Origin of the sequence: Helicobacter pylori oki112 (assembly GCF_000600085.1) — a bacterium.
Classification (GTDB): Bacteria; Campylobacterota; Campylobacteria; order Campylobacterales; family Helicobacteraceae; genus Helicobacter; species Helicobacter pylori_CY.
Map to the genome: position 1 here is coordinate 1362599 of NZ_CP006821.1, position 21698 is coordinate 1384296.

Annotated in this window: 20 protein-coding genes; 11 read left to right on the forward strand and 9 right to left on the reverse strand. The window is 39.6% G+C overall.

Annotation, left to right across the window (positions count from 1 at the left end; all coding sequences use genetic code 11):
* Positions 1–3 precede the first annotated feature (3 nt).
* The 9 genes from nuoI to HPOKI112_RS06525 all read left to right on the forward strand — a co-directional run bounded on the left by nuoI (position 4) and on the right by HPOKI112_RS06525 (position 10596).
* The gene (nuoI, locus tag HPOKI112_RS06485; RefSeq protein WP_025309989.1) at positions 4–666 is read left to right on the forward strand and encodes an NADH-quinone oxidoreductase subunit NuoI; all 663 of its coding nucleotides are present in this window, start codon (positions 4–6) and stop codon (positions 664–666) included.
* Positions 659–1207, forward strand: coding sequence for an NADH-quinone oxidoreductase subunit J (locus tag HPOKI112_RS06490; RefSeq protein WP_000464169.1), 549 nt, complete (start codon positions 659–661; stop codon positions 1205–1207). Before nuoI ends, HPOKI112_RS06490 begins: the two co-directional genes overlap by 8 nt.
* Positions 1204–1506, forward strand: coding sequence for an NADH-quinone oxidoreductase subunit NuoK (gene nuoK / locus HPOKI112_RS06495; RefSeq protein ID WP_000579758.1), 303 nt, complete (start codon positions 1204–1206; stop codon positions 1504–1506). The genes HPOKI112_RS06490 and nuoK overlap by 4 nt, the downstream gene beginning before the upstream one ends.
* A 2-nt stretch (positions 1507–1508) precedes the next feature.
* The gene (gene nuoL, locus HPOKI112_RS06500) at positions 1509–3347 is read left to right on the forward strand and encodes an NADH-quinone oxidoreductase subunit L (protein ID WP_025309990.1); all 1839 of its coding nucleotides are present in this window, start codon (positions 1509–1511) and stop codon (positions 3345–3347) included.
* Positions 3348–3350: 3 nt separating this feature from the next.
* Positions 3351–4889, forward strand: coding sequence for an NADH-quinone oxidoreductase subunit M (locus tag HPOKI112_RS06505; RefSeq protein WP_025309991.1), 1539 nt, complete (start codon positions 3351–3353; stop codon positions 4887–4889).
* Positions 4876–6348: an NADH-quinone oxidoreductase subunit NuoN gene (nuoN, locus tag HPOKI112_RS06510; RefSeq protein WP_000904202.1), complete on the forward strand. Its 1473-nt coding sequence runs from the start codon at positions 4876–4878 to the stop codon at positions 6346–6348. The genes HPOKI112_RS06505 and nuoN overlap by 14 nt, the downstream gene beginning before the upstream one ends.
* Positions 6338–8749, forward strand: coding sequence for a tetratricopeptide repeat protein (locus HPOKI112_RS06515; RefSeq protein WP_025309992.1), 2412 nt, complete (start codon positions 6338–6340; stop codon positions 8747–8749). The genes nuoN and HPOKI112_RS06515 overlap by 11 nt, the downstream gene beginning before the upstream one ends.
* Before the next feature lie 2 nt (positions 8750–8751).
* Complete coding sequence (locus HPOKI112_RS06520; RefSeq protein ID WP_025309993.1) at positions 8752–10131, forward strand: phosphomannomutase/phosphoglucomutase; 1380 nt, start codon at positions 8752–8754, stop codon at positions 10129–10131.
* 177 nt (positions 10132–10308) lie between these two features.
* Positions 10309–10596 (forward strand): hypothetical protein, encoded by a 288-nt coding sequence (locus HPOKI112_RS06525; RefSeq protein ID WP_025276344.1) that lies wholly within the window; start codon positions 10309–10311, stop codon positions 10594–10596.
* A gap of 255 nt (positions 10597–10851) precedes the next feature.
* On the opposite strand, the gene trpA is transcribed toward HPOKI112_RS06525, so the two are convergent.
* The 8 genes from trpA to HPOKI112_RS06565 all read right to left on the reverse strand — a co-directional run bounded on the left by trpA (position 10852) and on the right by HPOKI112_RS06565 (position 19260).
* Entirely contained in the window at positions 10852–11640 is a 789-nt protein-coding gene (gene trpA / locus HPOKI112_RS06530; RefSeq protein WP_025276345.1) for a tryptophan synthase subunit alpha, read from the reverse strand.
* Entirely contained in the window at positions 11637–12818 is a 1182-nt protein-coding gene (trpB, locus tag HPOKI112_RS06535; RefSeq protein ID WP_025276346.1) for a tryptophan synthase subunit beta, read from the reverse strand. The genes trpA and trpB overlap by 4 nt, the downstream gene beginning before the upstream one ends.
* A complete protein-coding gene (gene trpCF / locus HPOKI112_RS06540; protein ID WP_025277135.1) occupies positions 12819–14177 on the reverse strand; it encodes a bifunctional indole-3-glycerol-phosphate synthase TrpC/phosphoribosylanthranilate isomerase TrpF in 1359 nt (452 codons plus the stop codon). It lies immediately after the preceding gene.
* Entirely contained in the window at positions 14170–15177 is a 1008-nt protein-coding gene (trpD, locus tag HPOKI112_RS06545; RefSeq protein WP_025309994.1) for an anthranilate phosphoribosyltransferase, read from the reverse strand. The genes trpCF and trpD overlap by 8 nt, the downstream gene beginning before the upstream one ends.
* The gene (locus HPOKI112_RS06550; protein ID WP_025277137.1) at positions 15174–15758 is read right to left on the reverse strand and encodes an aminodeoxychorismate/anthranilate synthase component II; all 585 of its coding nucleotides are present in this window, start codon (positions 15756–15758) and stop codon (positions 15174–15176) included. The genes trpD and HPOKI112_RS06550 overlap by 4 nt, the downstream gene beginning before the upstream one ends.
* Positions 15755–17257 (reverse strand): anthranilate synthase component I, encoded by a 1503-nt coding sequence (gene trpE / locus HPOKI112_RS06555; protein WP_025309995.1) that lies wholly within the window; start codon positions 17255–17257, stop codon positions 15755–15757. The genes HPOKI112_RS06550 and trpE overlap by 4 nt, the downstream gene beginning before the upstream one ends.
* A 130-nt stretch (positions 17258–17387) precedes the next feature.
* A complete protein-coding gene (locus HPOKI112_RS06560) occupies positions 17388–18455 on the reverse strand; it encodes a glycosyltransferase family 9 protein (protein WP_025309996.1) in 1068 nt (355 codons plus the stop codon).
* A 67-nt stretch (positions 18456–18522) separates the two neighbouring features.
* Positions 18523–19260, reverse strand: coding sequence for a 5'-nucleotidase, lipoprotein e(P4) family (locus HPOKI112_RS06565; protein WP_025276351.1), 738 nt, complete (start codon positions 19258–19260; stop codon positions 18523–18525).
* Between the two features lie 123 nt (positions 19261–19383).
* On the opposite strand from HPOKI112_RS06565, the gene HPOKI112_RS06570 reads away from it, so the two are divergent.
* A complete protein-coding gene (locus HPOKI112_RS06570; RefSeq protein WP_025277140.1) occupies positions 19384–19932 on the forward strand; it encodes a YceI family protein in 549 nt (182 codons plus the stop codon).
* A gap of 63 nt (positions 19933–19995) precedes the next feature.
* Here the strand turns inward: HPOKI112_RS06570 and tenA are convergent, their stop codons facing one another.
* Positions 19996–20649 carry a thiaminase II gene (tenA, locus tag HPOKI112_RS06575; RefSeq protein WP_025276353.1) on the reverse strand — a complete coding sequence of 218 codons (654 nt, stop codon included), beginning with the start codon at positions 20647–20649 and terminating at the stop codon, positions 19996–19998.
* A gap of 725 nt (positions 20650–21374) precedes the next feature.
* Here tenA and HPOKI112_RS06580 point away from each other — a divergent pair.
* Positions 21375–21695 carry a hypothetical protein gene (locus tag HPOKI112_RS06580; protein WP_000015761.1) on the forward strand — a complete coding sequence of 107 codons (321 nt, stop codon included), beginning with the start codon at positions 21375–21377 and terminating at the stop codon, positions 21693–21695.
* Positions 21696–21698 lie beyond the last annotated feature (3 nt).

The window sequence follows — 21698 nt, forward strand, 5'->3', positions numbered from 1 at the left end:
TTTATGGCCAAACAAGAATACAAGCAACTTCCTAAACGATCTGAAGTCCATAGTGCGACCGAGCAATTTAAAGACACCCTTAAAACGAGCTTAGGTTTGGATCTATTCAAAGGGTTAGGGCTTACGATCAAGGAATTTTTTAGCCCAAGCGTAACCATCCATTACCCTATAGAGCAACTCCCTTTAAGCCCTCGTTATCGCGCGGTGCATAACTTGCAACGGCTTTTAGACTCAGGCTCTGAAAGGTGTATTGGCTGCGGGCTGTGCGAAAAGATTTGCACGAGCAATTGCATAAGGATCATCACGCATAAGGGCGAAGACAACCGCAAAAAGATCGATTCTTACACGATCAATTTGGGGCGTTGCATTTATTGCGGATTGTGCGCAGAAGTTTGCCCAGAATTAGCGATTGTTATGGGGAATCGGTTTGAAAACGCCAGCACCCAACGCTCCCAATACGGCTCTAAAAGCGAGTTTCTAACGAGCGAACAAGACGCTAAAAACTGCTCTCATGCCGAGTTTTTAGGCTTTGGTGCGGTAAGCCCTAATTACAACGAACGCATGCAAGCCACCCCTTTAGATTATGTCCAAGAGCCTTCAAAAGAAGAATCAAAAGAAGAAACTCCAACAAACCCAGAAAGCAATAAGGGAGATGAAAATGTTTGAAACCATTGCCTTTTATTTCTTTGCGATCCTTACTTTAAGCATGGCGTTAGTGGTGATCACCACCACAAATATCCTCTATGCCATTACCGCTCTTGCTAGCAGCATGGTTTTTATTTCCGCTTTTTTCTTTTTACTAGACGCTGAGTTTTTGGGCGTGGTCCAAATCACGGTGTATGTGGGCGCAGTCATTGTGATGTATGCGTTTGGCATGATGTTTTTCAACTCCGCTGCAGAAGTGATTGAGCGCAAGCAAAGCCCTAAAATCTTGTGCGCGCTTTCATTTGGCGTGGCGCTATTACTCACCTTGATTTTAAGCGCTCCTAGCATTGGCGAAAACCTTTCTAAGCAAGTCAATTCCAACGCTATTGATGCGCAAATCCCTAACATTGAAGCCATTGGTTATGTGCTTTTTACCAATTACCTCATCCCTTTTGAAGCGGCGGCTTTAATGCTTTTGGTCGCTATGGTTGGAGGCATCGCTACAGGGATTCAAAAAATCCATGGGAAAAATCACACGCAATTTATAAAGGAATCTCTATGATAGGGTTAAACCACTATTTGATTGTTTCAGGGTTGCTCTTTTGCATTGGTTTAGCGGGCATGCTGAAACGCAAAAACATTCTGTTACTCTTTTTTTCTACAGAAATCATGCTCAATGCGATCAATATCGGTTTTGTAGCGATCTCTAAATACACGCATAATTTAGACGGACAGATGTTTGCGCTCTTTATTATCGCTATTGCCGCTAGTGAGGTGGCTATTGGTTTGGGCTTGGTGATTTTGTGGTTTAAGAAATTCAAGAGCTTAGATATTGATTCTTTAAACGCTATGAAAGGTTAAGCATGCAATATTCTTCTTTGCTGTCAGTGGTGTTGTTTTTGCCTTTAATCGGTGCGCTTTATGCGGGGCTGTTTGGGGCTAAAGCTAAAGCGTTGCATGTGGGCGTTTTCAATTCTTTGTGCGTGCTGGTTTCTTTCATTGGCGCTGTGGTTCTTTTCATTCAAGCATGGCACAATCAAAGCTATGAAAAATATTTATTTGATTGGATCGTGGTAGGGAATTTTAAAGTCGGCTTTTCTCTCATGCTGGATAATATCAATGCGGTCATGATTGTCGTGGTAACTTTAGTTTCTTTCTTAGTGCATGTGTATTCTATAGGCTATATGGAGCATGACGCAGGGTTTAACCGCTATTTTTCCTACCTCAGCGGCTTTGTGTTTTCCATGCTGGTGTTGGTGTTGAGCGATAATTTTTTAGGGCTTTTCATTGGCTGGGAAGGGGTGGGGCTATGCTCTTACTTGCTCATTGGCTTTTGGTATCATAAGACAAGTGCGAATAACGCTTCTATTGAAGCCTTTGTGATGAATCGAATCACGGATTTAGGCATGCTCATGGGGATTATTTTGATCTTTTGGAATTTTGGCACTCTCCAGTATAAAGAAGTCTTTAGCATGCTCAATAACGCCGATTATTCCATGCTCTTTTACATTAGCGTGTTTCTTTTCATTGGCGCTATGGGGAAGAGCGCGCAATTTCCTATGCACACATGGTTAGCCAACGCTATGGAGGGGCCTACCCCCGTGTCCGCTCTCATCCATGCAGCAACGATGGTAACCGCTGGGGTGTATCTAGTCATCAGAGCCAATCCTTTGTATAGTGCGGTGTTTGAAGTGGGGTATTTTATCGCATGTTTAGGGGCGTTTGTGGCTCTTTTTGGAGCGAGCATGGCTTTAGTCAATAAGGATTTAAAGCGCATTGTGGCTTATTCTACGCTTTCTCAATTAGGCTATATGTTTGTAGCGGCCGGTCTTGGGGCTTATGCGATCGCGCTTTTCCACCTCTTTACGCATGCGTTTTTCAAATCCCTCCTTTTCTTAGGATCAGGGAATGTCATGCATGCGATGGAAGACAATCTGGATATTACTAAAATGGGCGCTTTATACAAACCTATGCGGATCACAGCTATCTTTATGATTATAGGTTCAGTGGCTTTGTGCGGGATTTACCCTTTCGCAGGATACTTTTCTAAAGACAAAATTTTAGAAGTGGCTTTTGGGATACACCACCATATTTTATGGCTTGCGCTTCTAATTGGGGCGATCTTTACCGCTTTTTATAGCTTCAGGCTCATCATGCTTGTGTTTTTTGCACCCAAACAGCACGCTATCAACCATCCCCATGAGGCTCAAAATTTCATGCTTTTAAGCATGCTGCCGTTAGGGGTTTTAGCGGTCATTGCCGGGTTTTTTGAAGAGCCGTTTTTCCATTTCATCTCTCAAGTGATCCCTAGCGTTGAAGAGTATCCCGTCCCGCTCGCTCTTTTAATCAGTATCACCACCATAGTGGTGTTATTAAGCATCGCCTATGCCATATTTAAATATAAAAATGGTATCACTTCCAAAAAAGAGGGGGGCTTTTTATACAAGCTCTTGCTCAACCAATACTATATCCCCAAGCTCTATCAAGGGATTGCAAAAGTTTTTGGTGCCATCGCTTCATTCTTGCACCAAGTCGTGGAATTAAAGATCATTGATGCGATAGTGGATGCTATAGGAAGAAGCGTTTTTGTCATAGGGCGTGTGTTTAGGATCAGTCAAGACGGGAATTTAACTTCCATGCTGCGCTTCATGGTAGCCGGGGTTTTAATCTTATTAGCGTTTGTAGCTTTTTTTGGGAGATAAGAAATGCAGTTTTTACATGCGCATCTTTTAAGCGTGGTGATCTTTTTCCCCATGCTGAGCGCGCTATTAGCGTTCTTTATGAGCGATCAAGCGAGTAGGGCGTATGCGATTGTCATCGCTTTGATTGAATTGTTATTAGTCTTGTTGTTGTGGCATGGGTTTGATATTCAAACAGCGGGCATGCAGTTTGAAGAAATGAAGGAATTGATCTATCAAATTGGCGTGAATTACCATGTGGGCGTTGATGGCATCGCGCTCTTTTTGTTGCTCTTAAACGCTATCGTGGTGTTATTGTGCGTGATTTATGTCAAAGAGCATCGTAAAGACTTTGCGATCTGTCTTTTGTTGTTAGAGGGGATTTTGATGGGCGTGTTTTCTTCTCTTAACATGATCTTTTTCTACGCTTTTTGGGAAATCTCGCTCTTGCCGGTTTTATACCTCATCGGTCGTTTTGGCCGTAACCATAAAATCTATTCTGGCATGAAGTTTTTCCTCTACACCTTTTTAGCGTCATTATGCATGCTCTTAGGCATTTTATACATCGGGCATGACTATGCGAATAATTACGGCATGATGAGTTTTGATATTTTAGACTGGTATCAATTGAACTTTTCTAGCGAGGTTAAAACCTGGTTCTTTGTGGCTTTCTTAATAGGGATTGCAGTTAAAATCCCACTCTTTCCCTTACACACATGGCTGCCTTATGCGTATTCTAACGCTCCTACTTTAGGCTCCGTCATGCTTTCAGCCTTGCTTTCTAAAATGGGGACTTACGCCTTATTGCGCTTCTTGCTCCCGCTTTTTCCTGAGCTTTCAGAAATTTATTTAACCCCCATAGCCATTGTGGCGCTATGCATGATCATTTATGGAGGTTTTCTAGCCTACGCTCAAAAAGATTTAAAAACCCTCATCGCTTATAGCTCGTTCTCGCACATGGGAGTCGTGGTGCTTGGGGTTTTTTCTTTCAATGTTGAGGGGATTTCTGGGGCGGTGTTTATGATGTTTGCGCATGGCGTTATCGTCATGGGGTTATTTTTACTCGCTGGTATCTTAGAAGAGCGTGCCAGCAGTTTAGAAATCGCTCGCTTTGGATCAATCGCTAAAAGCGCTCCTATTTTTGCCGCCTTTTTTATGATCGTTTTAATGGCGAATGTGGGCATGCCTTTAAGCATTGGCTTTGTGGGAGAGTTTTTAAGCTTATTAGGGTTTTTTGCCACCTACCCTCTTTTAGCTATCATTGCCGGAACAAGCATCATTCTATCAGCGATTTACATGCTCACTTCATATAAAGATGTCTTCTTTGGCAATTTGAAAGCCGGGAACAATCAAATAAGCGTGTTTGAAGATTTGAACGCTCGTGAGGTAGGGGTTTTAAGCGTGATTTTAGCTTTGATCTTAATTTTAGGGATTTATCCTAAAATGCTTTTAAAACCGATTGAGCAAGGCTCTAGGCAGCTTTTAGAGGTGATAGAAATCCGCTCGCTCCCTTTTTTAGGTTCATTGGATACTAAGATAAAAGAGGTTTCTTATGTTAATAGATAGTCTCCACATCTCTTTTGACAGCTTTAATTTTGAGAGCATTTTACCCATGCTGGTGTTGGTGTGTGGGGGGATTTTCACGCTCTTAATCAACGCTTTCACTTCCAGGTTTTCACGCAATTTGAATGTGTTTTTATGCATGCTCTTTTTGGTTTTGGATTTTTTGGTGGTTTTAGGATTAGAAGATCAAGAAAACGCCTTTTTTGGGTTTTTGAGCTTGGATACTCTCTCGCTCATCTCTCAAAGCATTGTCTTGATTTCAGCCTTCTTGCTCATTTTCTTAGCCCTTTCAAAAGAGCGCTTCAACGAATTTCAGACCGCTGAATTTTATTCCCTATACTTGTTTATTGTCGCTGGCTTTCAATTCATGGTTTCAAGCAACCATTTATTATTAATCCTTATCGGGTTAGAAACAGCGTCCTTACCCCTTTGTGTGTTAATGGCGTTGAGCGATAAACGCTACGGATTAGAAGCAGGGATCAAATATTTCACTATGGGGGCGATGGCGAGCGCGTTTTTTGCTATGGGGGCGATGGCTTTCTATCTCCTCACAGGGAGCTTGAATCTTGAAGTCATTACCCTATACTTACACACTGAAGGTATCACAAACCCCATGCTCTTTGCGATGGGCGCTATCTTTTTGATTGGAGCGGTTGGTTTTAAGGTTTCTTTAGTGCCTTTCCATACCTGGATGCCTGATGTGTATGAGGGCAATAACCCGGTCTTTGCGAGCTATATTTCCATTGTGCCTAAAATCGCTGGCTTTGTGGTAGCGACTCGCCTTTTTGGAGCGTTTATAGACACTCGCACCGCTTGGGTAGAAGACATTTTTTATGCCCTCATTCTTATGACTATCACCATCCCTAATTTCATTGCTTTATGGCAAGAAGATGTCAAAAGAATGCTCGCTTATAGCTCCATTTCGCATTCTGGTTTCGCTTTAGCGTGCGTGTTTATCCACACTCAAGACAGCCAACAAGCGATGTTTGTTTATTGGTTCATGTTCGCTTTCACTTACATTGGGGCTTTTGGTCTTTTGTGGCTCTTAAAAAGCCGGGAAAAAACATGGGATGAACGCTACGATCACCCCTACTCTAAATTCAACGGCCTTATCAAAACCCACCCCTTAGTGGCGATCTTGGGTGCTATTTTTGTTTTTGGGCTTGCAGGGATTCCGCCTTTTAGCGTGTTTTGGGGGAAATTTTTAGCCGTTGAAAGCGCTTTAGAGAGCAACCACATTCTTTTGGCGGTGGTGATGTTAGTTAATAGCGCGGTGGCTGCGTTTTATTATTTCCGTTGGCTCGTGGCGATGTTTTTCAATAAACCCTTACAAAGCTACGCTCAAAACGATATTTACACCCAAAACGCTACCATGCCCATTTATGCGGTCATTATTGCCATGGCGTTAGCGTGCTTGTTCTCTGTTTTTATGATGCGAGGGCTTTTAGAGTTTGTGGCTTAAATCAAAAATCTTTCTTTTAATGGGCGTGAGTTTGCTCTCCCATTCTCTCAACGCCTTAAGCCTCACGCTCACGCAAGGCAAGGAAGGGGGGGAAGATTTTTCTGTTTTAACCTTACGACACAACAAGGCGTTTTCTTGTTTTTATGCTAATGAAAAACCGCCAAGCGGGATTGAAGCGTCTTTATCCATTATACGCGCTAAACGCCCCATAGAATGCGTGATAGACTCTATCCCTAAGGAGGGCTTTACCCCTTTAGAAAACGCTTTTTTCCATATCACCTATTCTATGCGCCAACAACAATTCATTTTACACATCAAACCCAAAGTGATGCGAAGGCTCACCCTTTTTTCTTTTGACAGGGATTATAAAAAAGCGATCCCCCTTTTTGTGGAAAACGATCCTAAAGCCAAAATGTGGCAAATCATAGGCTATGATCAAAATATCCCTTTTTTGAGTGAAAAAAACAACGCTCAAAAAGGCTTGAATTTCCCCATTGTCATTAAAGACGCTCAAACCCCTATCATTCAAGAGCTAGATGTGAATAACAAACCCCTACTCACCACAAAGGGCTATGATTTAAACGCTTATTTAGAGGCTAAAAAACAAATCAATTCTCAAGCCTATTTTGACGCTTTACGAACGATTAGCCGCGCGTTTAAAAACTACCCTCAAACGATGTTTAAAAAAGATTTGTATTTATTAGAAATTATCGCATTAGGCCAATTAGGCATTAAAAAATCCTTACTTATAGACATTGGCACCAAGTGGATTAAAAATTACCCAACTGATCCCAATATCCCTGAAGCGTTATATTATGTCGCCAAAGCTTTAGACGAGAACAACAATTACAAACAGGCCATGCACTATTACAAACGCATTCTTTTAGAATACAAAAACTCCCGCTACGCTCCCTTAGCCCAAATGCGTTTAGCCATTGAAGCGGCTGAAGGCTCTGATTTGAGCAACGCTAGTATGCTTTTTAAAGAAGCTTTCTCTAACGCCAAAGACAAAGAGAGCGCGAGTGAAATCGCGCTTAATTGGGCTGAAGTAGAGATAAACTATCAAAACTTTAATAACGCTAAATACCTCATTGATAAGGTGGTTCAATCCAACCCAGATTATATTTCTACGCATAGCGAATCAGCCCTAGACTTGCTCAAGTTATTGAAAAAAAACCAGATGAATGAAAGCGCGATTGAGATCGCTCACTTGCTCCTTAATCAAGACGATGACTTGAAAGCTAAAGAGCAAGCGCTCTATGATTTAGGGGCGTTGTATGCAAGGATCAAGGACTTTAAGAACGCCCACCTTTACAATCTGCAATATTTGCAAGACCATGCGGAATTGGATAAAGCTTCTGTCGTTAGAGCGCGCGATGAAAAAGCCCTTTTTTCCATGGAGGGGAACACGCAAGAAAAAATCGCCCACTACGATAAAATCATTCAAAATTTCCCTAATTCTAATGAAGCCCTAAAGGCTTTAGAATTGAAAGCCCAACTCTTGTTTGAAAATAAGCGTTATGCTGAAGTGTTAGGCATGCAAAAAAATTTGCCTAAAGATTCTCCTTTGATCCAAAAAACGCTCAATATCCTTGCTAAAACCCCATTAGAGAACCATCGTTGCGAAGAAGCCTTAAAATACTTATCCCAAATCACCGCCTTTGCATTTACTCCCAAAGAAGAAATCCAAGCCTTTGATTGTTTGTATTTCGCATCGCTCAAAGAAAAAGCGCAAATTATTGCCCTAAACGCTTTAAAAACAGCTAAAACCCCTAGCGAGAAATTAATATGGCTTTATCGTTTGGGGCGCAATTACTACCGCTTAGGGGATTTTAAAAATTCCACTCTGGCTTCTAAAGACGCTTTAACTCTCGCTCAAAGTTTAAATAAAAAAGAATTTTATGATATTGCTTTTGTTTTATTTTCAGATTACATGCAAAACAATGAAAAAGAATTGGCGCTCAATCTGTATGCGTTTTTAGAAAAGCATTTCAAAGACGATAAACGCATGGCGTTGGTTTATTTTAAATTGCTAGAAAATGAAAAAGACCCTAAAAGCGTCAAAATTTATGCCACAAGCTTACTCAAGCTCCAAGACACTTATAAGGACTATTCTTACACACCCTTTAGCGAATTTGCTCTTATTGACGCTTACAGAACCACCAAAGACTATTTAAAAGCGTTAGAAACGCTAGACAAGCTTTTAAACCGCAGGCTTTCTTTAGAAGATCACCAAAAAGCCTTATACTTGCAATCCAGCTTATTAGATCTAACCCATCAAAAAGCAAAATCTAGAGCCAGTTTAGAAAAATGCGTTCAGTTAAAACAAAAAGATCAAACAAACGCATGGCAAAATTTATGCGAACAGGGTTTAAATTTATTCAAAAACAAGGAGTCATAACTATGGACATTAGCATTTTTAGAGAATACGATATTAGAGGCATTTACCCCACCACGCTAGATGAGAAGGGGGCTTTTAGTATCGGCGTGGAGTTGGGGAAAATCATGCGAGAATACGATAAAAGCGTGTTTGTAGGGCATGACGCCAGGGTGCATGGGCGCTTTTTGTTTGAAGCTTTGAGCGCGGGGCTGCAATCAAGCGGCTTGAAAGTGTATGATTTAGGGCTAATCCCCACACCGGTAGCGTATTTTGCGGCCTTTAATGGAATCAATGGCATTCAATGCCCTAATTCCATCATGATCACTGGCTCTCACAACCCCAAAGAATACAACGGCTTTAAAATCACGCTCAACCAAAACCCGTTTTATGGCAAGGACATTCAGGCTTTAAAAGACACGCTTTTAAACGCCAAGCATGAAATAAAACCCCTAAAAGAAACACCAGAGAAAGTCAATGCCCTAGAAGCCTATCATCGCTATTTGATCAAGGACTTTAAGCATTTAAAAAATCTTAAATACAAAATCGCCCTGGATTTTGGTAATGGCGTGGGAGCGTTAGGCTTAGAGCCTATTTTAAAGGCTTTAAACATTGATTTTAGCAGCCTTTATAGCGATCCTGATGGGAATTTCCCTAACCACCACCCAGACCCTAGCGAAGCGAAAAACTTAAAAGATCTAGAAAAACACATGCAAGAAAACGCTATTTCTATAGGTTTTGCTTTTGATGGCGATGCGGATAGGATTGCAATGTTAAGCTCTCATCATGTTTATGCGGGCGATGAATTAGCGATTTTATTCGCTAAACGCTTGCATGCTCAAGGCACCACCCCCTTTGTGATCGGCGAAGTCAAATGCTCTCAAGTGATGTATAACACGATCAATACTTTTGGTAAGACGCTCATGTATAAAACCGGGCATAGCAATTTAAAAATCAAACTCAAAGAAACCCATGCGCATTTTGCAGCTGAAATGAGCGGGCATATCTTTTTTAAAGAGCGCTATTTTGGCTATGATGACGCTCTTTATGCATGCTTAAGGGCTTTAGAATTATTGCTCGAACAAACCCCAAGCGATTTGGAAAACACCATTAAAAACCTCCCCTATTCCTACACCACGCCTGAAGAAAAAATCGCCGTGAGCGAAGAAGAAAAATTTGAAATCATTCATAACCTACAAAAAGCGCTTAAAAACCCGCCAAGTCATTTCCCTAAAATCAAAGAAATAATCAGCATTGATGGCGTGAGAGTGGTTTTTGAACATGGTTTTGGGCTTATTCGTGCAAGCAACACCACCCCCTATTTAGTCAGCCGCTTTGAAGGCGAGGATGAAACAACGGCGTTAGAGTATAAAAGGGCGTTGCTCAATTTATTAGAAAAACTTTAAAATAGAGCTTGGGATAATCTCATTTCATATCCCTTACTCTTAAAGATATTAAATCAATTAAACAAGTTGCTTTAAAACCACACATAAAATCATAAGATCTCAAATTTTTTTACACTATTTAAGCTAAGCCTAAGCCTATTATAATGAAAAGTTTTAAATTAATCGTAAAGGATTTTAATGGATAACAACAAAAATAACAACAAAAACGCTTCTCATCTCACTCACGAAATGAAAAAGGAACACGGAGGTCTTGCAAAAGCAAGTGAAAAAGCTGAAATGCAACCAATCTTGGAAGCACTATACTATGTGGCTAAAGAAGAATCTGAAGGATATAAAAAAGCAGCTGAAGGATATAAACAGGTGCTTGAAGCAAAAGAAAAGGCAGATAAAATCTTAAATACTTTGAAAGCAATCAGCCATGACAATAACATAATAGACATAGAACCCGAAGACGAAAAGGACTGAGTAATCAATAGTTCTTTTTAAAAGCATTATAAAAAGCTTATGGCTTGGTATGTATAAGAATTAGCCTTTTTTGTTATCAAAATACCTGTGATTTTAAGCCGCTATCAACCACACTACAGGGTTGCTTTTATATTGTTGTTAGGCTTATGGCGGTAATTTCTACGCTAACGCCACAATAATGCACATGCAATAAAACCTGATGATGATTGTTAATCTGTGATCTTTAATTTTTAACGCAACAAAGCCTAAAAGCCCTTAAAAAATCATTCCTCCTATAAACCCTTTAATTTTTTCTAGCATGGCGTTTTCATTGTTTAAATTTTCTTCTATGATTTTGACTAACGCTGAGCCACAAATCACGCCATCAGCACCCATTTCTTTAGCGTTTTTGATGTGTTCTTTTTGAGAAATGCCAAAGCCCAGTAAGGCGGGGGTGGGGCTAAAAGTTTTTAGGGTTTTGATGATCGTGCTTGCATCGTTCTCTAGAGCATGGCTTATCCCTGTAACCCCACTCCTGGCTAAAGTGTAGATATAGCCTTGCGAATGCATAGCGACTTGTTCTAAATCTTTACTGCTCGCATTAGGACTAGCGATAAAGATTTGCTTGATTTGGTGTTTTTGAGCGGATTTAATGACTAATTCTTTTTCTATTAGGGGCATGTCCGCTATTAAAACGCTATCTATACCGCATTCTTTGATTTGAGCGTAAAAGTCATCAACGCCATAAGAAAAAATTAAATTCGCATACGCTAAAAGCCCTATGGGAATATCATCGTTATAGCCTCTAATCTTTTTTAAAAGCTGGAAATTTTTAGCCATGCTAGCGTGTTTTAACGCTCTTAAATGGCTCGCTTGTATGGTAACGCCATCCGCTATCGGATCTGAAAAAGCAAACCCCAATTCTAAAGCGCTCACCCCGCTAGTAATTAGGGTTTTAACGATTTCAAAACTCAATTCATAGTTAGGATCGCCCAAGGTTACAAACGGGATAAACGCCATTTTTTCGTGTTTTTTTAAGGTTTCAAACATGTTTTGATACCTCATTTTAAACCTCCTTTTAAAGCGTTATAAACGGTGCTTAAATCCTTATCCCCCCGACCGCTTAAATTCACTACGATGATACTTTCTTCTTCGCATTTTTGAGCGAGTTTTAAAGCATACGCTAAAGCGTGTGAGCTTTCTAGCGCCGGGATAATGCCTTCTTTTTGGCACAACAAACTAAAAGCCTCTAGCGCTTCAAGATCGCTTGCACTTTCATAAATCGCGCGCCCACTCTCTTTTAAATAGCTGTGTTCTGGCCCCACCCCTGGATAATCAAGCCCGGCGCTAATGCTATGGCTTTCTGCAATCTGGCCTTCATCATCTTGTAAAAGATAGGTTTTATTCCCATGCAAAATCCCCACACGCCCCTTATTCAAAGTCGCCCCATGCTTATTGGTTTCTAGCCCTAAACCCGCCGGCTCTACGCCTATGAGTTTAACCTCTTTGTCGTTTAAAAACGCGCTGAATATCCCTATAGCGTTAGACCCCCCTCCAACGCATGCGATAACATAATCAGGCAAGCGGTTTTCTTTTTCTAAAATTTGGCTTTTAACCTCATCGCCTATCATTTTTTGAAAGGTTTTAACCATCGTAGGGTAAGGGTGTGGCCCGGCGGCTGTGCCTAGCAAATAATGCGTGTCCTTGTAACTGCTCGCCCAATCCCTTAAGGCTTCATTCACAGCGTCTTTAAGCGTCGCGCTCCCTGAATTAACCTCTCTCACTTCAGCACCTAATAAGCGCATTCTAAAAACATTCATTTCCTGGCGCTTGATGTCTTTGCCTCCCATAAAAATCACGCATTTTAAATTCAATAACGCGCAAGCGATAGCCGTTGCAACGCCATGTTGCCCAGCGCCTGTTTCAGCAATAATCCTTGTTTTACCCATTTTTTTCGCTAAAAGGGCTTGCCCTAGAGCTTGATTAGTCTTGTGCGCCCCGCCATGGATTAAATCTTCTCGTTTTAGATAAAGCTTGACTTTAGGGTTAGAAACGATATTTTGACACAAGGTTAAAGGGCTAGGACGGCCCACAAAATCTTTTAAAAGATGAAAATATTCTTTTTGGAATTTTTCATCTTTCAAACACGCATCAAACGCCTGTTCTAACTCTCTTAATGCAGGCACTAACAATTCTGAAACAAAACTCCCTCCAAACTCCCCAAAATACGCTTTTTTATTCATTTAATACTCTCTTAAAATTCGGGCTAATCGCTTGATTTTATCCTTATTTTTAATCCCAGGGCTTATTTCTAAACCCGAATTGAAATCCAAACCCAACGCTTTAACTTTCAAGGCTTGTTGAATATTATCCAAATTAAGCCCGCCAGCTAACATGAAAGGCGTTTTGACATTTTCTAAAATACCCCAATCAAAACTCACGCCATTGCCTCCCATTTTATCCCCCTTAGTGTCGTATAAGATTAGAGAGGCTTCTTTAACTTTAGGCGCTAAATCTTTGGCGCTCATCACACTCACTACTTGCCAAATCGCGCAAGTTTTAGGGAGCGATTTTTTTAATTGAGCGATTTCTTGTTGCGAATAGCCATAAAGCTGCACCGCTTTTAAATCAAGCTTTTTAGCGATTTTTTGAATTTTTTTAATCTTATCTTTCACAAACACGCCCACAAAATCCAATTTTTTAACCGCTTTTGTGATCTTTAGGGCTTCTTTAGGCTTGATGTATCTTGGCGAAGATTTTTCAAAAATCAAACCCCCATAAATAAAATGGTTTTTATAAACGGCTTTAGCGTCTTTAATTTTTGTAAGCCCGCACACTTTATTTTCGCCTAAAATCAATTTAATACACGCTTTTTTCAAATCCTTTTCTTTCATTAAAGAGCTGCCCACTAAAAAGCCATTCACATAAGGGGCTAGGGCTTTGATTTGCGTGTGCGAATAAATACCGGACTCACTCACCACGAGCGCGTCTTTAGGTAAGAGAGAGCGTAATTTGAGCGTGTTGTTAATGTCGGTTGTCAGGGTGTGCAAATCCCTATTATTGATGCCTATAATGTCGTATTGGAGTTTGAGTAAGCGCTTGATTTCTTGCTTATTGGAAACTTCAGTCAGCGTGCTCATGTTTAAGGATTTAGCGAGGTTAAAAAGCTCTAAATAATTTTTATCGTCTAATACGCTTAACATTAAAAGCACCGCATTAGCCCCCATCATTCTAGCGAGTTTGATTTGAAAAGCATCAATGATAAAATCTTTGCATAAAATGGGCTTAATGGAATGCTGCGAAACCATCTTAATGTTTTCATAAGAGCCTAAAAAATATTTAGAATCGGCTAAAACTGAAATGCAAGAGGCAAATTTTTCATAAGTTTTGGCTATTTTTAACAAATCAAAATCTTTTCTGATTAAACCTTTAGAGGGCGATGCTTTTTTGCATTCTAAAATAAAGCTGGTTTTTTTTTCTAGTAACGCCTTTTTAAAATCCCTATCGCTTGGGTTTATGTTTGTCGGTAAAGTGTGGTTTTTTTTGAGATCAGAGACTTCTAGGAGCTTGTCTTTAAGGATGTTTTCTAACACGCTAGGCATGGCTTAACCTTATGATTTTTTGCAAATGCACATAAGGCGCTTTGGTTTTTAAATGCTCTAAAGTCATGCTCACGCCCTCTTTTAAATCTTTAGCTTTATGGCTTAAATACAACAAACTCGCCACATTCGCCACAACCACCATTGTATGCGAATCCTTGCCTTTATTTTCTAAAATATCTAAACACGCTTGAACGCTTTCTTGTGCGTTTTCAATCTGTAATTCTTTCAAATCATAGGGGGGTAAATCAAAATCTTTAGCGCTCAAGTCATACTCTAAAATTTCATTATTTTTCAATTCACACGCATGCGTAATGTCGTGCAACACGATTTCATCCGTCCCCCCTCCATTAATTACCATCGCCCTTTTAACGCCTAAAGCCTTTAATGCTAGCGCCATAGTCTTACACAAGGATTTATCATACACGCCTAAAAGCTGGATTTTGGGCCTTAAGGGGTTGATTAGAGGCCCTAAGCAATTAAAAATCGTTTTAGCAAAAAGCTCTTTTCTTAAGGGGGCGGATTTTTTAAAACTTTGATGGTATAAAGGCGCGAATAAAAAACCAAAATGCGTTTGTTTGAAACAATTCTCTAATTGCGTGGGATTCATTTCAATATTCACGCCTAAATTTTCCAACAAATCCGCGCTCCCGCTATGACTAGACACGCTCCTTGATCCGTGTTTAGCCATAGATAATCCCATAGAGCTGGCAATGAGCGCAGCAATCGTGCTGATGTTAATCGTTTTTAACCCATCGCCTCCTGTGCCGCAATTGTCTATTAAATCCAAGCCGCTATCAAAAGGCTTATGGGCATGCTCTAAAAGCGTGGTTGCAGCAACGCTAATTTCCTTAAAGCTCTCGCCCTTGATTTTTAAAGCGCATAAGATCGCCCCAAGTTGTGCGGGGCTTACTTTTTCGTTGATAATAAGGGTGAATAATTTTTTGACTTCTTCATCGTTTAAGTCTTTTTGATGGTATAGAGCGTTTAAAATCTCTTTCATAATAACCCTTCTAAAAACCCCACGCTTTGTTCTAACAACGCCCTCCCTTGTAAAGTCATGATGCTTTCAGGGTGGAATTGATAGGCTAAAATCTTATCTTCTTCATTGATAATAGCCATAGGGATATTGTCATGCTCAGCGATCACTTCCAAATTTTTAGGCAACCCGCTTGCCATTAAAGAATGGTAACGCCCCACCACCATGCTCTCCCCTAAACCTTTAAAAACGGCATGCTTTTTGAGCGCGATGGTCGTCGCTTTGCCATGCACAATTTCTTTACTCCTTATGATTTTAGCCCCATAGCTTTGCGCTAAAGCTTGTAAGCCTAAACAAACCCCTAAAATAGGGAATTTCTTTTTAGCCATTTCAATGATTTTTAAAAGATTGCCTGAACTGCTAGGATTACCAGGCCCTGGTGAAACGAACAATAAAGGCGTTTTTGATTCTTCATTCATCAAATCCATAAGATAACTCGGATCAATATCGTTTTGATAAACAGCAACTTCATAACCCAAACATTCTAATTCATACACCAAGTTATAAGAAAAAGAATCAAAATTATCTATAAAAAAGATTTTCATAAGCTTGTTTTCCTGATCGCATCAATAAGGGCTTGTGCTTTGGCTCTTGTTTCATTCGCTTCGTTTTTAGGCACGCTGTCTAGCACAATACCAGCTCCTGCTTGGATCACGGCTCTATTGTTTTTAATAAAACATGAACGGATAGTGATGCAAGAATCCATAGAACCCTCGCTATTTAAATACCCCACACTCCCCCCATAAGAGCCTCTCCTTTGGTTTTCTAATTGGTAAATGAGCCTGATCGCAGAGATTTTAGGCGCTCCGCTAAGCGTGCCGGCGTTCATAAAGCTCCTGTAAGCATGCAAACTATCGCACTCTTTTTTCAACTCCCCAACAACCCTTGAGACTAAATGCATGACATTGGAATACTTATCCACTTTTAAAAGCTTATCGCAGTAGCGTTTTTTTGAAACTCTGGCCATGTCGTTTCTGGCTAAATCCACTAGCATGATGTGTTCAGCCCTTTCTTTATAGTCGTGTTGCAAATCAAATTCCATTTTACTATCTAAATCGTAATCAATATTCCCTTGTTTGTCCTTACCTCTTAAACGAGTGCCAGCAATGGGATAAATTTCAGCCGTATTCATTAGGGCGTTGTATTTTAAAGCGCTCTCAGGGCTTGCCCCAAAAAGGATAAAATCGCTGTCTTTGATATAAAACATATAAGGGCTAGGGTTAGTTAGTTTTAAATGATAATACGCGCTCAAACCCTCCAAGCACTCCATATAAAAGCTGCGCGACAACACCGCTTGAAAAATCTCGCCCTTTTTGATTTCTTCTTGTAAGGATAGCACTCTTTTTTCAAACTCGCTATCATCACAACTAACGCTAACTTCTCTACTTTGCTTGGATTTTTTAGGGATAAAGTCGCTTTTGATGTTTTTAGCCAACTCTTTTAAATCCTGTAATTCTTTAGCTATCTCTGTTTTAAAGCGTTCATCAAAACACGCCCCCAAGATTTCAGTGCTTTTTTCTTTATGGTCTATGATGATCAAATTTTGCGCGACATAAAAAATAAAGTCATGCGCGGTGTTGTCTTGCGCTTTTAAGTGGGGCAAGTCTTCAAAAAAATTGAGCATTTCAAAAGAAAAAACGCCCGCGCTAAAAAGCGTAAAAGGGTGTTTGGGTTTTGTTTTAACGCTTTTAAAAAGCCCCCTTAAAGCGTCAAAAGGGCTAGGCTCAAAGAGTTTTAAAAACTCATCTTGCGTTTTTTTATTTTTGGTGTAGGTTAAAATTAGGGCATTATCTTGTATAGGCGTTTTAAAAAATGCGCTCAATTTTTGCAAAAATGCTCCGCCATTAGGCGTTAGGCTAGTGATGGTTACGATATTGTGGTTGCAAATTAGCTTCAAACAGGCTTTAGCCATTAATAGGGATTTGGTGTGCGCTTTGCTCTCAATCTCAGCGCTTTCAAAAAGCAAGGTGTGCTCGCGCTCTAATTTTTCATAAAGAGCTAGGGGGTAGGGAATATAAGGGGCTTTTTCTACTAGACTGATCATCAATTTCTTTATATTAAAAATAAACTCGTATTCTACAAGAAATAGATAAATAGGCAATAAATTAATATCCCTATTAGAGTTTGCAAGGACTAATCTAACTTAAACTCAAATGGGATCTTCAAGGCTCAATTTATGAGGAAATTAGAAATTTTAAGCGACAAGAAAGATTGGGTGCGATAAATTCAATAATATTCTCGCTTTCTTTTTTGATGTCAATCAAACCCATATCGTTTGAGCCATTAGGCGGGGTGATGCCTAAAAATCGTTCATTGAAAGGCCGCCATCTGGCAATAGAAGCGCTGAGTTCGTTAGGATAAAACCCGATAGATTGGTTGTCAAATAAAGCGTTCACATGCAAAGGGCCTGAAGCGTTCCCGATATAAACAGACAAATTCGCGCACAATTTGGCTAAATCCACTAAACTATGGCTCGTATCATAGAGGTGGGCGAAAGGGACTTTTTTAAGGAGTTCTTCTGTGGCTTTTCTCTCGCCTGGCCCGCAAATAAGAATGATCTCACAATTCAAATTCTTGTATAAAAAATCAATCAGCTCAATAAAGTTTGAGGTAGGCAATACGGGCGAACTGCCTCCGCTATGCATATGCACGCCAATCCACAACAAACCAACATCAGCGTTGAGTTTTGAAGCGATGATGGATCGCTCTTGCACTTTGTCTTTAAGCTTCCATGCGATTTTTTTAATTGAAGCGTTAGGGAGATTGTGATCTTTACAAAACGCATGGATTAAGTCCAAATTGTATTCGTATTCGGTTTTTAAGCATAACGATCGGCTTTGGCGCACGCTCTTTTGATACAGCCAAGAATAGATTTTAGTCTTTGGGGCTAGGATATAAGGAATAAATTTTCTCAAACTAAAAGCGAGTCTGGCGTTTTTAAAATTAGAAAATAAAAAGATAAGAGCGTCAATGGATTTACTTTTGAGAGTGGCGGCCAAATGGTTGTCTTCTATGATGACTTCATCAATGAAAGGGAATTCTAAAGCTATTGGGGTGGTATAGCTAGGCACAACCACGCCCAAATACACTTCCTTGCCTTTTTCTAAAAAAGCATGCTTTAGAGCGATTAAAGCGGGTATGGCTAAAATAAAATCGCCTAACTTGTCGTTACGGATCACAAAAACTTTTTGAGAGTTTTCTTTATCTTTGCATTTTAAATCTTCAAACCCTACAAAATCCATAACTCCGCCTAAGAGATCAAATTTTTTGTCATGTTAGCAAAAATCGTTCTTATGCGATGGATAAATTTTATTTTTTATTCTGCCATGCTTTTATGGGTTCATCTTCCCATGTGCCATAAAGAGAGTTGGGTAAAATGATCCACTCTGTGCCGAATTTTTGAGCGTTTTGCAAGACTTTAGCTCGTTGCTCTTGGCTGTTTTTAGCGTCTTTAGCAAAAAGTGCGTCAAAATCATGCAAAGTATCGCCCACCTGTAAAATAATCGCATAATCCTTAGCGACTAATTCTCGCCTAACGGCTTTAGGCTTGCCTTTTTCTTTCAATAAAACGGATTCTTCACTCACTTGGGGGAGTTTAAAACTTTTGAGCGTTTTTAAGGTGAATGCCTTATTTTTTTGCGTGCGGTTAGAAATGTAAAAAATCTTAACGCCCTTAGAATTAGCGTATTCTAAAAAGTCTAGCGCTCCAGGAATGAGCGTAAGAGAGCCTTCTTTTTCAAATTTATCCCAAGTTTCTGGGGTGTATTTGATGCAATGTTTGGTCAAATAGCCCGCATAATCAAAAGTGTTTAAAACGGTTTCATCTAAATCCAAGATGACGGCTGGCTTTTTGTCTTTAACGAGCTTGAGATTATTGTCTAGCGCCATTTTCGCCATTTTGTAACTTTGCAATTGCAAGGCCCTAATTTCAGCGCTTTGCTGATGATACTTAACGCTTCTTGTTAGGGGCGAAACGCATTCTTTGGCATTTAACACACTCATCAAACTCAATCCTAATAAAACTGATGCAAGGGTCTTTTTTATCATAACAACACCTACCTAATGGGGATTTTTTGTATTATACCTTAAAACAGATGATTAGGAGTATTTTACCATTAACCAATTTGTTGTATAGTTGGCGTTTTTAATTCAAAATGAAGTGAGGAAACAATGAAAAAAGCGTTAATGTTCACCCTTTTGGGCGTTAGTCTGGCGTTTGCAAAACCTTATACGATTGATAAGGCAAACTCTAGCGTGTGGTTTGAGGTTAAGCACTTCAAATTCAATGAAACAAGAGGCGTGTTTGATAGTTTTGATGGCAAAATTGATGCCGATCCTAATACCAAAGCCCTCAATGTTTTTGAAGGCAAAATTGATATTAAAAGCATTAACACTAGGAACAAAAAAAGAGATGACCACCTAAAAACAGCAGAGTTTTTTGATGCCATGAAATACCCAAAAGGGAGCTTTAAGATGACAAAATACGAAGATGGTAAAATCCATGGGGATTTGACCCTTCATGGCGTAACCAAACCTGTCGTGTTAGAAGCCAAAATCCAAGCCCCCTTACAAAACCCCATGAATAAAAAAGAATTCATGGTGTTACAAGCTGAAGGCAAAATCAACCGCAAGGATTTTGGTATCGGTAAAACCTTTAGCGACGCTGTCGTTGGAGATGAGATAAAGATTGAGCTCAAACTAGAAGCTTACGCTCAATAAACTTTTTGCAAGAGATAGATATATTCTTCTCTTGTGTTTTTCTAACGGCACAAAAACCTTTATTTAACTTTGATACGCCATATCCCAAAACAGATATTCGTATTCGCTTGTAGTGATAAAAATCTCCTTTAATTTTTCAATTTCTTGTTTTGAAGAAGCATGAGTGAGAAAATCAAGCAAATTAATATTCCAATTTACGCACGCTTGAAATTCTTTGGAACTATAGCCCTTAATCCAATGCCCATAAAAGGCATGTTCTAAAGCGTTTGGGATTTGACTCAAATTTTGCGCGATCACTAAATAGCTCCAACCACAGGATAGAACAGCCGCCGCAACTTCTTTGATAGAGCCCTTAAACCCTTCAGCGAGCATGTAGCTTGTATAGGATTTATTCGCTAGAGTGGGGTGCGCGTTTTGCAATTCTTTTTGAGTGATTTGAAGTTCTCTAATGTAATGGTTATGGATACTCATCTCGTTATTTAAAATATCTTGTATAGCGTTAGAAAACTCCCTCATCACCGCTTCATCACAAGCCTTAACTACGCCCAAAGCAAACACCTTAGCGTATTCTAAAAGAAACAAATAATCCTGAATAATATAAAAACGGAATTTATCTCTTTCTAAAGTCCCACGCCCTATGCCTTGAACGAACGGATGGGAAATACAATCCCCCCAAATAGATTGCGCGTTTTGATACAGATATTGTGAAACTTGCATTTTTACACTCCTAAATCCATTCAACGCATTATAACACGAAAGCTTGTGATATGGTATAAAAATTTGTTTTTAAAAAGGCTCGTGAGTAAGCTCTTGCTTTCAAAAATTGAACGCTGTATTAAAATATCTGTGATTTTGAATAGCGATTAATGATATTATAAGGCTTGTATTGCCTCTATATTGTTTAAGATTGGCTATCCTTTGTAATCATAAAAAGGTTAATTCCATCTCGCTCTGTAGGTTTTGATTTTTAGAAGTTTTTATTATGGGAACTTGTAGTATGGCACTTACAAGATAGGAGTCAATCTTAGATGCATGGTTTCAAACCTATTACAGAGCGAGATGGAATCAACCTTACTATTTATGATTGGTTTAACCTCTGTATTGAGTCATATCGACCAAAACTTCAAATAGTTTAACATAAAAATAAAAAAGCGTCTAATATATTCAAAATAGGCGTTCAATTTTTAAGCGGTTGGTGTAAAAACGCAATTAAAGGCTTTAATGCTTGAAACTTAACGCTCTAAAACGCTTAAAAAATGCTAAAACCATAAAACCAATGATTTACTTTAATCCTGTAATTTGAGTAGAAACAAAACGCTTATTGAGATTTTTGTGATATTTCGCTGATCTGTAACAATGCTTTTAATAGGGTTGTGGTATAAATATTCTTATCAAGGTGTGTCCAACATGCCTTGAATCTCCATTTTATGAAAGGATTTGTTATGAGTGGATTAAAAGCATTTAGTTGTGTAGTGGTTTTATGCGGTGCAATGGTTAATGCGGCTATAGCTGGTCCTAAAATAGAGGCAAGGGGTGAATTAGGCAAATTTATAGGGGGTGGTGTTGGGGGTTTTGTTGGTGATAAAATGGGCGGATTTGTTGGTGGTGCAATAGGAGGATATATTGGGTCTGAAGTAGGCGATAGGGTAGAAGATTATATCCGTGGCGTTGATAGAGAGCCTCAGACTAGAGAACCGCAAGCCCCAAGAGAACCTATCCGTGATTTTTATGATTACGGCTATAGTTTTGGGCATGCTTGGTAATCT

What these genes read in the sequence shown, in the direction of transcription:
- HPOKI112_RS06560 (WP_025309996.1), bottom strand. Translation starts at nt 18,455, where the DNA reads ATGGATTTTGTAGGGTTTGAAGATTTAAAATGCAAAGATAAAGAAAAC.
- HPOKI112_RS06520 (WP_025309993.1), top strand. Translation starts at nt 8,752, where the DNA reads ATGGACATTAGCATTTTTAGAGAATACGATATTAGAGGCATTTACCCC.
- HPOKI112_RS06525 (WP_025276344.1), top strand. Translation starts at nt 10,309, where the DNA reads ATGGATAACAACAAAAATAACAACAAAAACGCTTCTCATCTCACTCAC.
- HPOKI112_RS06580 (WP_000015761.1), top strand. Translation starts at nt 21,375, where the DNA reads ATGAGTGGATTAAAAGCATTTAGTTGTGTAGTGGTTTTATGCGGTGCA.
- trpB (WP_025276346.1), bottom strand. Translation starts at nt 12,818, where the DNA reads ATGAATAAAAAAGCGTATTTTGGGGAGTTTGGAGGGAGTTTTGTTTCA.
- trpE (WP_025309995.1), bottom strand. Translation starts at nt 17,257, where the DNA reads ATGATCAGTCTAGTAGAAAAAGCCCCTTATATTCCCTACCCCCTAGCT.
- trpCF (WP_025277135.1), bottom strand. Translation starts at nt 14,177, where the DNA reads ATGCCTAGCGTGTTAGAAAACATCCTTAAAGACAAGCTCCTAGAAGTC.
- trpD (WP_025309994.1), bottom strand. Translation starts at nt 15,177, where the DNA reads ATGAAAGAGATTTTAAACGCTCTATACCATCAAAAAGACTTAAACGAT.
- HPOKI112_RS06570 (WP_025277140.1), top strand. Translation starts at nt 19,384, where the DNA reads ATGAAAAAAGCGTTAATGTTCACCCTTTTGGGCGTTAGTCTGGCGTTT.
- nuoN (WP_000904202.1), top strand. Translation starts at nt 4,876, where the DNA reads ATGTTAATAGATAGTCTCCACATCTCTTTTGACAGCTTTAATTTTGAG.
- trpA (WP_025276345.1), bottom strand. Translation starts at nt 11,640, where the DNA reads ATGAGGTATCAAAACATGTTTGAAACCTTAAAAAAACACGAAAAAATG.
- HPOKI112_RS06505 (WP_025309991.1), top strand. Translation starts at nt 3,351, where the DNA reads ATGCAGTTTTTACATGCGCATCTTTTAAGCGTGGTGATCTTTTTCCCC.
- nuoK (WP_000579758.1), top strand. Translation starts at nt 1,204, where the DNA reads ATGATAGGGTTAAACCACTATTTGATTGTTTCAGGGTTGCTCTTTTGC.
- HPOKI112_RS06490 (WP_000464169.1), top strand. Translation starts at nt 659, where the DNA reads ATGTTTGAAACCATTGCCTTTTATTTCTTTGCGATCCTTACTTTAAGC.
- HPOKI112_RS06550 (WP_025277137.1), bottom strand. Translation starts at nt 15,758, where the DNA reads ATGAAAATCTTTTTTATAGATAATTTTGATTCTTTTTCTTATAACTTG.
- tenA (WP_025276353.1), bottom strand. Translation starts at nt 20,649, where the DNA reads ATGCAAGTTTCACAATATCTGTATCAAAACGCGCAATCTATTTGGGGG.
- HPOKI112_RS06565 (WP_025276351.1), bottom strand. Translation starts at nt 19,260, where the DNA reads ATGATAAAAAAGACCCTTGCATCAGTTTTATTAGGATTGAGTTTGATG.
- nuoI (WP_025309989.1), top strand. Translation starts at nt 4, where the DNA reads ATGGCCAAACAAGAATACAAGCAACTTCCTAAACGATCTGAAGTCCAT.
- nuoL (WP_025309990.1), top strand. Translation starts at nt 1,509, where the DNA reads ATGCAATATTCTTCTTTGCTGTCAGTGGTGTTGTTTTTGCCTTTAATC.